12 protein-coding genes are annotated in these 13,159 nt (G+C 64.8%); 2 read left to right on the top strand and 10 right to left on the bottom strand.

What is annotated here, in order from left to right; genetic code table 11:
- Positions 1 to 2 precede the first annotated feature (2 nt).
- A complete protein-coding gene (locus OO730_RS16060; protein ID WP_264982503.1) occupies positions 3 to 671 on the top strand; it encodes a molybdate ABC transporter permease subunit in 669 nt (222 codons plus the stop codon).
- A gap of 8 nt (positions 672 to 679) precedes the next feature.
- Complete coding sequence (locus tag OO730_RS16055; RefSeq protein ID WP_264982502.1) at positions 680 to 1,402, top strand: Rossmann-like domain-containing protein; 723 nt, start codon at positions 680 to 682, stop codon at positions 1,400 to 1,402.
- Here the strand turns inward: OO730_RS16055 and OO730_RS16050 are convergent.
- The 10 genes from OO730_RS16050 to OO730_RS16005 form a co-directional block, all read right to left on the bottom strand.
- Complete coding sequence (locus OO730_RS16050; protein ID WP_264982501.1) at positions 1,399 to 2,007, bottom strand: histidine phosphatase family protein; 609 nt, start codon at positions 2,005 to 2,007, stop codon at positions 1,399 to 1,401. The two genes, OO730_RS16055 and OO730_RS16050, sit on opposite strands and share 4 nt — an antisense overlap.
- A complete protein-coding gene (locus tag OO730_RS16045) occupies positions 2,004 to 3,128 on the bottom strand; it encodes a DVU_1551 family NTP transferase (protein WP_264982500.1) in 1,125 nt (374 codons plus the stop codon). Before OO730_RS16045 ends, OO730_RS16050 begins: the two co-directional genes overlap by 4 nt.
- On the bottom strand, positions 3,125 to 4,111 hold the full coding sequence (locus tag OO730_RS16040; RefSeq protein WP_264982499.1) for an XdhC family protein: 987 nt from the start codon (positions 4,109 to 4,111) through the stop codon (positions 3,125 to 3,127). The genes OO730_RS16045 and OO730_RS16040 overlap by 4 nt, the downstream gene beginning before the upstream one ends.
- A 2-nt stretch (positions 4,112 to 4,113) precedes the next feature.
- Positions 4,114 to 5,418, bottom strand: a complete 1,305-nt coding sequence (locus OO730_RS16035; RefSeq protein ID WP_264982498.1) for a DVU_1553 family AMP-dependent CoA ligase — start codon at positions 5,416 to 5,418, stop codon at positions 4,114 to 4,116.
- Positions 5,399 to 6,742 (bottom strand): radical SAM (seleno)protein TrsS, encoded by a 1,344-nt coding sequence (gene trsS, locus OO730_RS16030; RefSeq protein ID WP_264982497.1) that lies wholly within the window; start codon positions 6,740 to 6,742, stop codon positions 5,399 to 5,401. The genes OO730_RS16035 and trsS overlap by 20 nt, the downstream gene beginning before the upstream one ends.
- Positions 6,739 to 7,194 (bottom strand): DVU_1555 family C-GCAxxG-C-C protein, encoded by a 456-nt coding sequence (locus tag OO730_RS16025; RefSeq protein ID WP_264982496.1) that lies wholly within the window; start codon positions 7,192 to 7,194, stop codon positions 6,739 to 6,741. Before OO730_RS16025 ends, trsS begins: the two co-directional genes overlap by 4 nt.
- Positions 7,187 to 7,843: a DVU_1556 family methyltransferase gene (trsM, locus tag OO730_RS16020; RefSeq protein WP_264982495.1), complete on the bottom strand. Its 657-nt coding sequence runs from the start codon at positions 7,841 to 7,843 to the stop codon at positions 7,187 to 7,189. The genes OO730_RS16025 and trsM overlap by 8 nt, the downstream gene beginning before the upstream one ends.
- A gap of 2 nt (positions 7,844 to 7,845) precedes the next feature.
- The gene (locus OO730_RS16015) at positions 7,846 to 8,061 is read right to left on the bottom strand and encodes a DVU_1557 family redox protein (RefSeq protein WP_264982494.1); all 216 of its coding nucleotides are present in this window, start codon (positions 8,059 to 8,061) and stop codon (positions 7,846 to 7,848) included.
- Positions 8,058 to 10,322 (bottom strand): pyridine nucleotide-disulfide oxidoreductase/dicluster-binding protein, encoded by a 2,265-nt coding sequence (locus OO730_RS16010; protein ID WP_264982493.1) that lies wholly within the window; start codon positions 10,320 to 10,322, stop codon positions 8,058 to 8,060. The genes OO730_RS16015 and OO730_RS16010 overlap by 4 nt, the downstream gene beginning before the upstream one ends.
- Before the next feature lie 74 nt (positions 10,323 to 10,396).
- Positions 10,397 to 13,114, bottom strand: coding sequence for a molybdopterin-dependent aldehyde oxidoreductase (locus OO730_RS16005; RefSeq protein ID WP_264982492.1), 2,718 nt, complete (start codon positions 13,112 to 13,114; stop codon positions 10,397 to 10,399).
- Positions 13,115 to 13,159: the final 45 nt, after the last annotated feature.

The following is a 13,159-nucleotide window of genomic DNA, read 5'->3' as shown; positions in this document are numbered from 1 at the left end:
CCATGGACTTCCTTCGGATACTGACCGAGCCGCAGACCACCGGGCCACTCTGGCTGACGCTGAAAACCCTGGCTGCAGCGGGCGCGCTTCATCTCGTGGGCGGCGTGCTGATAGGCTACTACCTGACCAGCGGCAAGGGATTCATGCGTTCGGCCACGGACTTCCTGGTCACGCTCCCGCTGGTCTTTCCGCCCATTGCCACGGGCTTCATCCTGCTCATGCTGCTGGGCCGGGCCGGGCTCGTCGGCAGCGTCCTGCCCGTGGACATGGTCTTCAGCTTTCCGGGCGTGGTCCTGGCCTCGTTCGTGGCCGGAATGCCGCTCATGGTCAAGCCGGTGGAGGCCGCCCTGCGCGGCGACGTGAAGCGGCTGGCCGAGATCTCGCACGTGCTGGGCAAAAACCGATGGCAGACATTCTGGCTGGTGCTCCTGCCCGGCATCCGACGCAACGTGGCCGCCGGGTGGTTCCTGGCCCTGGGACGATCGTTGGGCGAGGTCGGCATCACGCTCATGCTCGGCGGCAACATCATCGGCAAGACCAACACCCTGTCCCTGGAAATCTACAACGCCGTGTTCAGCGGCGAATTCGACCGCGCGCTGGTGCTTTCGGCCGTCATCGGCGCGTTTTCCCTCACCATTTTCATCGCACTGAAAAGACTTTCAGCCGTATAGGAGACCCCATGAACACTCTTGAAACCGTTCGCGAAAAGGCGCTCAACCTGTGGGAAAAGGATGGCATCCTCGACGAACGCATCACCGTCACCGCCGGTCCCCTGACCGTCAAAGAGGCCATCGGCACGCCCGAAGAAACCGATTTTCCCATCCAGCAGGGCAAGGAAAAACTCATGGAAGCCGTGTTCCGGGGTGCGCGGGGCCAGGCCTTCACCGACCACTACGGCAATTTCACCGGCACCCTGGCCGAAGTGGCCGCCCTGCCCCTCGAGGACAACTTCAACCGCGCGGTGTTCGTGTCCACGTTGAACGCGGTCTGCCGCTCACAAGGCAAGGCGTGCGGCACGGTCCATTGCAGGAACACCGGCCCCAAGGACTGTTCGGGCGAGATATTCGACCACATCCGGCAGCACTACGACGCCGGGCGCATCACCATCATCGGCTTCCAGCCCGCCCTTGCCGAGGCGCTGAACAGCCGGGCCGAAATACGGCTCATCGACCTCGACCCCGACAACGTGGGCCAGGTCAAACGGGGGGTGTTGGTGGAAGGCGGCGACGCCACGCAGGACGCCGTGGAGTGGTGCGACCTGCTCCTTGTCACGGGCACCACTCTGGCCAACTCCACCATCGACCGGTTCCTGACCGACAAGCCGGTACTCTTTTACGGGACCACCATTTCGGGCGGGGCAGCGCTCATGGGCTGGGAGCGGTTCTGCCCGCAGTCCACCTAGCCGGGAAGGTATGAAGCGACATCGTCCGGGACGACGGCGTCGGCCACGAGTTCCAGCCCCGATCCTGCCGGGGCGAGGATGGTGCACATGCCATGCTCCGGCTCGAAACAAAAGAGGCCGTCCGTGGGGTGCCCCGTCACCCGGCAGAGCACGGAACGGATGACGCCCGCGTGGGTCACGGCCAGAACAGGCTGCGGCCCGGCGGCCAGCCTGACAAGAGCGGGCATGGCGCGGTCCGCAACGTCATCAAATGATTCGCCGCCAGGAGGCCGGAAGCCGCCGAAACGGACGCCGCGCTCGGCATACCCGGCGGGGAACCGGGTTCGGATATCGTCGAAGAACAGACCGTCCCACTCCCCCATGTCGATCTCATCCAGTTCCGGGATGATTTCCGCTTCCCTGTCCAGGCGTGCGGCCAGGGGCGCGAGGGTGTTCAGGGCGCGCCTTGCCGGGCTGGCGCACAACCGGACGAATCCGGCATCGGCCAGGCTCGCGGCCAGTCGCTCGGCCTGGGCGACTCCTTCGGCGGACAGGGCAACATCGGTTCGGCCCACACACCGTCCCTTTGCCTGATCTGTCCGGGCATGGCGAACCAGCACGATCATGCAAAAGCCTCCCGGGCCAGTTGCTCCGAGGACACGCCCATTTCCCGGTCGAACCGGGCCAGCAGGTTCCGGGCCCGTTCCAGACGGCCCCGGATGGCCGGAACCGCGCCGGGTTCGTCGGCATACATCTCCATCTTCTCCAGGTACCGCCCTTCCAGAAGGACCGGATGGTCGCAACGGACCAGTTTGTCCGCAAGAAAAACCACCTCCCTCTCCGAGATGGGCTCGTCAGGAAACAGCTCCACGTCGAAATGGGCCCGGACGATCTCGGCGGCCGCGTGGAACCCGTGATCATGGAGCAGTTCCGCGCCGGCTTCCTCATGGCGTCTGGTTCCCTTGCCGATATCGTGGGTCAGGGCCGCACCGCGCACCAGCTTTCGGTCAAGCGGCTTTACCCCGTCACGCCGGTTGAGGGCCGCGCACAGGGCTTCGGCCACACGGGACACGGCCTCGCAATGGCGCATGACGTGCCCGGTGCCGTCGGCCATGGCCCACAACTGGGCGCACTCCGCGTCGTCTGGGTACCCCCTGCCGAAGGAGGTCACGGCCAGGTCGTAGTCTTCCGGAAGGTCGAGGTCGTGCAGGATGCCCGAATCGGCCACATCCAGATCAGCCGAATCCGCCTCAAAACGTTTGAGCACTGCGCGCAGTCCGCCGACACCGTCATGATGCAGGATATCCGGGAGCAGGTCCCGGCGGATGACGGGCGGATGCCCCCGCTCGCCACGAAACCGGGGATAGAGAACCGCCGGGCGCTCCCGCCCGAACGCTTCGGCGAGGCCGCGCACCGTCTCCGGACGCACCAGGGGAACATCCGCCGGAAGCATGAAAAAACCGTCGATATCGTCGGGCAACGCCTTGACTCCGGCCAGGACGGAAGAAAACATGCCCTGCTCGAAGTCCGGGTTATGCACGGCCACGCCTCCGGCCTTTTCGGCGGCAGCAGCCACTTCATCGCCTCGCTTGCCCGTGACCACGATGATCGGCTCGATACACGCCGGGGCAAAAACATTGATGACCTGTTCCAATACGGTCCCGTCCCCCAGCGGCAGGAACGGCTTGAACCTGCCCATGCGTGAAGAAAGGCCCGCCGCCGGAATTACAGCCGCCAACCGCGTCATGCACCTGCTCCCGATCGGGCCTTGATCAATTCGCCGACAATGGAAACCGCGATCTCCTCGGGCGTCTGCGCGCCGATGGTCAGGCCGATGGGACAATGGCAGCGGTCGATATCAGCCTGGGTGAAACCGTCGTCCAGCAGCGATGCGTAAATCTTGTCGCGTTTCTTGCTGCTGCCGATCATGCCCACGTACCCGGCCTTGGTCCTGAGCGCCTCGGCCAGCACGTTGCGGTCGTGCAGATGGCCCCGCGTGACCACGACGATGAACGCGTCTTCGTCCACGTCGAGGCCGTCGAAGCACCCGTCAAAGGACGACAGCACCACCACCTCGTCCGCTTCCGGGAAACGGTCCTTGTTGGCAAAATCCGCCCGGTCGTCGAGGACCACCGTGCGAAACCCGACCATGGCCCCCACGCGCGCAGTAAACAGGGACACGTGCCCGGCACCGAAGATATAAAGCGGCGCAGGCGGGATAAATGGCTCGAGGAACAACATGTTCACGCCCCGGTTCTCGAAGCGCGGCTCAGTTTCTTCGGCGTCCTTGAGGACCATATGGTTCACGGCCCGCCACACATCGGTCTCCTCGTATCGCGTGGACAGGACCGAACGGACGCCCCTGCGCAGCAATCCGTCCAGCTCCCGGTAGGCGGCGGCGCACAGTCCGTCCGGTTCCACGGTCTCCAGCAATATGGACAGCCCGCCGCCGCAGATCATGTCCGAGTCGGCGGCCAGTTCCTGGGTCATGTCCACGAACATCAGATGCGCGGCCCCGTTCCCGGCTTCCAGCATGGCCCGACAATTCTTGCAGGCCAGGGCCTCGGCCAGCCCGCCGCCCACGGTGCCGATGATGGAACCGTCCCGGCGCACGGCCATCTTGGCACCCGAGGAGCGCGGCGTGGAGCCGGAGCTCTCCACCACGGTGGCCAGGGCAAAGGGTTCATTCCGGTCAATCAACCGGCAGACGGAACGCACAAAATTCTTCATGATCACAACTCCCTATCAATCACTATCCGCCGCTTCCCGAGCCCAGGTAAGGCCGGAGCAGCGTCATTTTTCATTTCAATATCGATTTGCAGCACATTTTCCGTAACACCCAGAGCGATGACGGGCAAAGAGGCAAGCGCACGCTTCGCGCGCTCCCCCACGCCGTTTCCGCCGCATACCAGCACATGGAGCGTCCGCCCGGACAGGCGCGCCGAAAAATCACTCAAACCTTCCACGGCGTACAACGCCTCGTTCAGCTCTTCGAGTCGGAGCAGGCCCGTGCCGACGGCAACGCCGGCCGCCAACCGGCGCACATGCGGATCAAGCCGCCGCAAGGGGCTGCCGCAACGGCAAGGGCCGGGCAGGATGCACCCCCGGTCGCCGGTCCGGTAGCGGATGAGCGGCATGCCGAGCTTGAGCACCGAAGTGACGACCATTTCGCCGAACTCCCCGTCAGGCACAAGGCTCCCGGTTTCCGGATCGACAATCTCGAGGAACACGTCGGCCTCGCGCAGGTGCAGGCCCGATCCCGGCGCACACTCCACTGCCCCGCCCAGCCCGGTCTCGATCATGCCCCAGTGCCGGAACACTCGACAGCCGAAAATCCGCTCCACGTTGTCGGCCAGCGCATCCGGAACCGAGTCCCAACAGAGCAGGACCGAGCAAACCGTGCCTGCGGGCAATCTCCGCCGCTCCCACTCGCGGGCGAGCAGATGGACGTGGGCGGGCGGCCCGACGATGCAGGACGCTTCCTCGGCGAGCAGGTGGTCCACCCCGGCTCCGGCATCCTCCAGGACGCCATGGGCCACGGCGCGCGCGCCGGAACGGGAAAGCGCGTCCACCAGCAACCGCCCTACCCCGCCGGGACGTTCCCCCGGCATGAGCACCAACGCGGTCTGCCCCGGCCCGACCAGATTGCGCATGCCCCAGTCAAAATAATCGGCAGTGGCCTCAAGGTCGTCACGGGTATGGAACACGCGCTTGGGCTGCCCGGTGGTGCCCGAGCTTTGCAGGGTCACGACCCGCGCAATGTCGTCCTGCGACACACACAGAAACCGTTCCGGCTGCTCGCGCAGGTCGTCGGGCGATACCGTGGGCAACCGGGAAAAATCCTCCGGGGACCGTATGGATGCCGGGTCCACGCCTGACAGGCTCCGCGCATAAAAGGAGCTGTTCGCCTGCGCATGAGCGATCAGCGTCCGCAACCTCGCAAGCTGCCACTCGCGCAGTGCATCCTTTGAAGGAGGAAGCTTGTCCGCCCGGCCCATGCGCCGGACGAGCCATTGGTCAAGGACAGGCAGAGCCACATTTCCCCCGGTACAGGGTTTCGCCGTCCATGGACGTCAGGTTGTAGGCGCAAAAGGGAATCAGCCGACCGTCGGGCGACACCACGTGAATGCAGCACCCCTTGAGCCGTTCGAGGTCGAGGGTCCAGGCGTCCTGAAAGGCCATGGCCGACACGGCCAGGGTGTGCGTGGCCGCCCGGCTGATAAAGGCGTCGAGCGCGTCCGGCGCGTCCGCCATGGGCAACGTCTTGTCCGGCGCAGCCCACTGGCGCTTGACGAACGCCTTGGCCTTGTCCGCGCCCTCGGACGCCGGACGCGGCGTGCAGCCGCATGTGCCGCCCGCCGACAGCTTGTCGAGGCCGCCGTCCTCGGCCACCACGTAATTGGCGTGAAAGGAGCAATGGGAGTGCTCGCACCCCGGCGGCAGGAAGTCCCGCGCCCGCACCGCGCCCCCGGTCTGCTTCTCCAACAGCCGCATCAGTTCGGGCAGGGTGATGCGCTGCTCGTCCGAAGGAGACCGGGGATAGCGACCGAAGTAGCTCACCGGCTGAAAATGCACGCCTCGCACCCCTGGCGATTGCTCCGCCGCCAGGCGCAGGATCGCGCCGAGGTCATGGTCGTTCACCCCCGGCACCACCGTGGGTACCAGCACGATGCCGATTCCCGCACGGAACAGCGCCTCGACGGCGGCCAGCTTGGTGTCGAGAAGCGGCCTGCCGCGCAGGGTCGAATAAATGGAATCCGCGGTACCGTCGAATTGCAGGAAAACGGAATCCAACCCCGCATCGGCAAGGACCTCGGCATAGCCGTGTTCCCGCCCGATGCGCAGGCCGTTGGTGTTGAGCTGGATAAAGGGGAATCCCTTGGCCTTGCCCAGCCGGATCAGGTCGGGCAGGTCGTCGCGCACCGTGGGTTCCCCACCGGAAAGCTGGACGTTGCAATGGCCGGACGCCTCGAACACCCGGTCGAAGAGGCGGCCCATCTCGTCCACCGTGGGATCGGGCGGGGCCGACCCGCCGGACGAGGCGAAGCAGACCGGGCAGCCCAGGTCGCAACGCCAGGTGATTTCCATGACGGCCGTGCAGGTGTGCTGGAGGTGTCCGTCGCACAGACCGCAATCCAGGGGGCACCCTTGCTCCACACGGGAAAAAGGTGTTTTCGGGAAAGACGGCACCTTGGGCCGCGACCAATCCTGAAAATCCGGCTGGCCGCGCCAGACAATGGTCCGGAAAATCCCGTGATCCGGGCAGCTCTTGACCAGAAAAACGCTGCCGCCCTGCATCTCGTGATGTGCCGGAATGGGGCGCAGGCAAACAGGGCATACGCTTCGCGGTAACCGGCTCATGCGTCGTCGCGCCCCTCGGAGAGATCGAAACCGTTATCGGCCAGAATTGTCCTGAGCTGGGCAAAGGTATCGGCCAAGAGCCCGCTGCAACGCTTCTTGTCGGGCTGGCCGCACTCCCGGTCCAGAATGGCTCCGCAGGTGATGCCGCCATACTGTTCCGTCGCCGCGACGAACCACTCGCGCAACTCCTCAAGCATGAGAGGCAGCTTGTCGTCGCTCTCCTCCATGTCCATGCCCTTGCCCGCGTACAGGCCCAACACGAGGGACGCGCCCGTATACACCCCGCACGGCCCGGAGCAATCGCCCAGACCGTTGCACAGCCCGGCAGCCGCCCGCGTCAGGTCAGGGTTCTCGCGGCCCATTTCGTCCAGGGCCAGCAAAACCATTATCTGGCTGCAGCAATATCCCTTTCCGGCCAATTCCATCAGCAGCAATCCGGTATCATCAAACATGCGTCCATCCTTTCTTCCTGGCGATCATCAAGAAATAGCCGAGGCCGCCGCGAGCGTTGCACCCGCACCCGGATTCCCCGACCCAAACAAGCTTGGCGGCCAAATCCCTGAGCAGACGGGAATGGTCTTCCACCAATTCGACCTCGAACCCGGCCTCTTCCACCATGGTCCGGGTCCGCGCGAAGGAAACGGCCCTGTCCGCACAGGAACCGGCCCCGGCGCCATCGTCGTCCGGGGCGCAGAGATCGGACAATGCCAGAAAGCCCCCGGCCTCGAGCACACGGTTGAATTCATCGAGCCCGGTTTTCGGATCAGCGAAAAGCGACAGCACGCATTCACAGAACACCGCCGAAAACGTCCCGTCGCCAAAGGGCAGGCAATCCCCCTTTCCCCGGACCATACCGGTCCTTTTCGCTTTTTCGATCTGTTCGGCGGAAAACTCCACGCCGTAGGCCCTGGCCCCGAACCGGGCACGCAACCTGCCCAGAGTGGCCCCAAGGCCGCAGCCCACGTCCAGCACCCGCCAGCCCGGCATCATGTCCATGGCCTCGGCGGCACGGTCCGTGAGCGCAAAGCCGCCGGGGCGCAACGTGTCGCCCGCAACCGTCCGCAGTCCGGGCCTTTCCCATAACGGGCGTCCATCCGGCACGGCTACTTGTCCTCCAGGAGATGCTCGACCTGGTTCATCTTGCCCAAAGCGAGGTTCTCCGGAATGAGAACCATGCCGCACTTGGGGCAGGCAGGCAGGGCCACGTTGAACAGCGAGTCGAGGTATTCCAATTCCACAGGCCGCAGGGCCAGCTCCTCGTCGCAGGTTGCGCACCGCCACTGGCCGGCATCGGCCTCGGGAACCTGTATCACGCTCATGACCGCTCTCCCTTGATGTGCATGCGGTGGGACCACGTGTTGTGCACGTAGTAACCACCGTCTCGTTCCTCGAATTCAACCCAGTAGGTGACCACGACAGGCCGAAACGCGGACAGGAAATGCCCGGTCTCGCCATGGACGAACCGCTGGCCGCCCCGACCGACGTGCAGCAACACCTTCTGGACGTCGCTTTTCAGGATGCGCCTGTCTTCCATGTTCGCGGCGGCCTGATCGGAAAACGCCACTTCAATGGCCTCGAACGGATCGCCGTTCGGGCCTGCGTCTTCCTGCCACAGCCCGCGCAGCAGTGTTTCCCGCAAACGGACGCGGTTCTCACGCCTGGCGGAGTATCCGGGTGACGGGCGCGCAGCCGGTGAGTCCCCCTTGGGATACAGCAGGTCGTAGAGGTGCAGGGCCCGCTTGCCGGTCCTGGCGATCATGTCGCGGCACATGGCGCAATAGGTGACAAAATCCTCTTCCCTGGCCCCGGCCCGGCGCTCCGCCACCTTCCGGCCCAACTCCGGGTTGGCCTCGGAAAGCAGGCCGCCGAAGCCGCAGCATTCGGTGTACTCGCCGGTCAGCTCCGGCTCCACCAGAGAGACGTTCGCCTGTTCGAGCAGGGCCCGGACATCCTCGCGCAACACCCTGTCGTGCCGGGCTGCGCAGGGATCGCTGATGGCCAGGGTCCCGCCCCCGTCCGTGGCCTGAACCGGCACCCCAAGGGCGCGCAGCACGGACCAGTGGGACACTATCTCCGCATCGGGCAGCCCGACGCGAAGGGTCTTGATGCAGGTCGGACAGGCCGCGATGATCTTGGGGCTGCCCAGGGATTCCCAGACGGACTTGAGCTCGGCCATTGCCTCCTCGAAAAGCCCGACCCGGCCCGACCAGTCGGCGGGCGCGCCGCAACAGTGGAGCATCAACCCCACGTTGCCCAGCCGTTCGCGCAAGTCGCCGTAGGCTGTTTCCACGCCGTCCGGGTCGGAGGCCGTCAACTGGCAGCCGGGAAAGAAAACATACTCGCTCGCATCCGTGCCGGGAGCGTGCCGGGCCAGCGCGCACCGCTCGCCATTGGCAAAGGCCATGTCGCGCAGGGCGAAATCATGCGCCGAGGGCGGCATCTTGCCCCGCTCGACCATGGACCGCCGGGCCTCCAGGCAGACGTCACCCATGGAAAAGTCTTCGGGGCACACGGTCTCGCACAACCCGCACAGCATGCACGAGTTGATCATGGTGTTGGCCTGGCGCGTGCCCATGACAATGGACTCGTTGTTGTAGATCTGCCGCGCGTAGACCTTGGGATAGTATTTGTAATGCCTGAGATATTCGCAGGTCTTCACGCACTCCATGCACTCGCACTGCAAACACCGCTTCGCCTCGTCGCGGGCCTCGACCTCGGCGTAGACGCCGTCGGAGGGAGTCGGGGGCAGCGGCTCCACCTTGTCCAGGCTGGTGAACAGCCGCGTCTCGTACGGGCCTTCCAGCTCACGGCCCGAAACCATGGAAACGCCCTGGGTGAAACGTTCGATGGAGTTGGCCGCCCGACGGCCCGTTGCCGCCTGGAAAACCGCAGACGGCTCCCCGGTCCGGCTGGCGAACAGCCCTGCCCGCTCGGTGCCGAGGGTAATCTCGTCCGGCTGGCCAAAGCTGCGCACGTCCTCGGGCAGGTCGTCGGAATCGATAAAGACCGCATCCTTTTCCTCAAGCAGGGAGTCGAGCAGTTCGGGAGTGAGGCTGACGTTCTCCTTCATGTCCGCACCCATGGCGCGTAGCGCTTCCATCTCGTTTGCCAGCACGCCTCCGGGCAGGGTCGATTCCGGGACGGCGGACAGGCAACTCCCCGCCTGCTCGCAGTACAGGGTCACGTCGAACCCGCGCCGGGCCATCTCCCAGGCAGCGCACAGCCCGGTCAGGGTGCCGCCGACCACGGCCACGGACTTATGCCTCGACGGCAAAGGCTTGGGCGGCCTCACCGACTTGGCGAGTGCGGCGCAGGCACGTTCCAGCGCGTCGATCTCCACGGCCCCGCCCGCGTCCTTGCGCACGCAGGCCCCCTTGCACGGGCCGTCGCACAACCGGACCAGCACGCCGGGCAGCGGAAGCGTCTTGGCAAGAACGGACCACGCCTTGTCAAAACGGCGCTGGGCCATCAACGCGCAAAAGCCCTTCACATCGACATGCAAAGGGCAGGACGCCGTGCATCGGGGCGCTTCTTCCTGCACGCACCGGCTCTCCAATCGTCTCAATTCTGACTGATCCATGCTTTTCCCTGCCGTCTATGGAGAAGAAAGAAAGCGGCCCATGCAGCGCATGGACCGCTCCCTGTTATTTGTTGTTAGCCTTTCAGGCCTGCCAGCACCTTTTCAGGCAGGGCGGGCAGCTCGCGGATACGCACGCCGCATGCGTTGTAGATGCCGTTGATGATCGCCGGGTGCGGGACGCACAGCGGAATCTCGCCAACGCCGGACGCGCCGTGCGGGCCGTCGGGCCGCTGGGACTCGACGTAGATGATCTCCATGTCGTCCGGAATCTGCTTGATGTACGGGAAACCGGCACCCTTCATGGTGGAGTGCTTCTTGATATCCTCGTAGTTCTCGGACAGGGCCAGGCCGACAGCCTGGGCCATGCCTCCGTAGATCTGGCCGTCAACAACCAGGAAGTTGTTGACCTTGCCCACGTCGGCCACGAAGGTCAGATGTTCCACAGTGGTATTGCCGGTGGCGATTTCCACGGCGACCTCGGCCATGCACAGGCCGTACATGTAGCAGGCAAAGGGCTTGCCCTGGCCGTTCTCGTCGCAGTTGTTGGCCGGAGCCGACCACTTGCCGTGATGCAGCAGGTCGATCTTCTCGTCCACCATCTCCTGGTAGGTGCGGAACGTGCCGTCAGGCTTGTTCATGGCGGCCATCAGCATCTCGCAGCCCACACGGATGGCGTTGCCGACCACGACCTGGGAGCGGGAACCGCCCGCCGGGCCGCCGTTCGGGCAATACCGGGTGTCGTTGAGATGCAGCTTGATCTGCTCGGGCTTCAGGCCCAGGGGACGCAGGGTTTCGTGAGCCGTGCCCAGCACGCCCATGTCAGCGCCCTGCCCGTGGTCGTGCCAGCAGGTCAGAACGGTCACGGAGCCGTCTTCCTCGAGACGGACGTCGGCCTCGGCGGTATCCGGGCCGTCAAGGCCGGAACCGTACACGCCAAGGGCGATGCCCACGCCGCGCTTGACCTCGGCCGTGGAATTGGCCTTGGCCTTCTTCTTGGCTTCCTCGTACTTGGGACGCAGCTTGTCGATCATCTCGGGCAGGGAGTACACTTCGGGATCGCAACCCGTGGGAGTGGTGGAACCCTTGCGGTACACGTTCTTGTAGCGCAGATCCAGCGGATCCATGCCCAGCTTCTCGGCCAGCTCATCCATCAGGACCTCGGACGGGAATTCCGCCTCGGGTCCGCCGTAACCGCGGAAAGCCGCGCCCCAGGCGTGGTTCGTGCACACGGTGCGGCCTTCGCCGCGAATGTTGGCGATGTCGTAACCCGCGCCAATGAACTGCGCGCCGCGAAGCGTCAGCAGGTCGCCGAACTCGGAGTACGGGCCATGGTCCACGGTCCAGTCGGTCTCCATGCCGAGCAGCTTGCCTTCCTTGTCGGCGGCCATGCGCACGGTGGTGAACTGCGGGGAACGCTTACCCGTGTAGGTCTGCTGCTGGTACCAGTCGTAGGCCAGGAAGACCGGCTTGCCGGTGGCCAGGCAGGCGGCGCCGACCAGGGCTTCCATGGTCGGGGAGAACTTGTAGCCGAAGGTGCCGCCGGTCGGGTTCTGGACCATGACGCCGTTTTCGGGCTCCACGCCCAGACCGGGAGCGATCATGTACAGGTGCAGATGCAGGCCGATGGATTTGGAGTGGATGCACAGCTTGCCTTCGTCGTCCAGGTAGGCGAATCCGACGTCCGGCTCGATGGGCATGTGGGGCTGACGGGTGGTGAAGAAGTCGCCTTCCATGACCACGTCGGCGGAATCGAAGATGGGCGCGGTTTCCCCGCCCTTGGCAATCTTCTGGGTGTAGTAGACGTTCGGCGTGCCCGGGTGAATCTCGATGGCGTCGTCGGCCATGGCGGCCGGGGCGCTCATGTATTCGGGCAGCCGTTCCAGTTCCACCTTGACCTTGGCCGCGGCTTCCTTGGCGTGCTTTTCGGTATCGGCGCAGACGATGGCGATGGCGTCACCGTACTGGAAGACCTTCTCGTCGCACAGGATGGGACGGTCCCAGCCGTCGCCCTTGTTGCTCGGGAAGGTGATCAGACCGGTGATGCGGTTCTTGCCCTTGACGTCCTTGTGAGTGACGACCTTTTCCACGCCGGGCATCTTCTCGGCCTCGGAGGTGTCGATGGACAGAATCTTGGCGTGGGAGACCTCGGCCTGCACCAGGGCGCACTTCAGGGTCTCGGCGGGCATCTTGATGCCCAGGTCCGCACCATAGTCCAGGGTGCCCGTGACCTTGGCGACAGCCGTGGGACGGGGATACTTGGAACCCCAGATGCGGCCGTCCTCGGGAATCTTGAACAGCAGGTCGTCCAGGGGCTTGTCGCCGCGCATGACGGCGGCGGCGTCCATGACCGCGTCCACCAGTTGCTTGTAACCCGTGCAGCGGCAGGCATTGCGATATTTCTGGAACCAGTCGCGGATGTCGTCGCGCGTCGGAGAGGGGTTGCTCTTGATCAGCGCATAGGTGGACACAATGAAGCCCGGAGTGCAGAAACCGCACTGGGCGCCGCCATTGGCGATCCAGGAAACCTGGATGGGATGCAGGTTGTCCGGAGTACCGATGCCCTCGGTGGTCAGGACGGTCGCACCGTCCTTGACGCGGCCCATCTTCATGGAGCAGGAGCGCACCAGCTTGTCATCGACGATGACGGAACAACTGCCGCACTGGCCGGTTCCGCAACCGACCTTGACACTGGTAAAACCGAGATTCTCGCGCAGGACATTGGCGAGCGTTTCGTCCTTATCGCAGATGACCTGCTTGGGCGCTCCGTTTACCGTAAGATTGAGTTTGATCATGACAGTATTCCTCCTTGTATGTGTCACTGTCGTGCTTTCGCGTCC

Source organism: Pseudodesulfovibrio portus (genome assembly GCF_026000375.1).
GTDB lineage: Bacteria > Desulfobacterota > Desulfovibrionia > Desulfovibrionales > Desulfovibrionaceae > Pseudodesulfovibrio > Pseudodesulfovibrio portus.
This window is presented reverse-complemented; position numbering and strand designations above follow the sequence as displayed.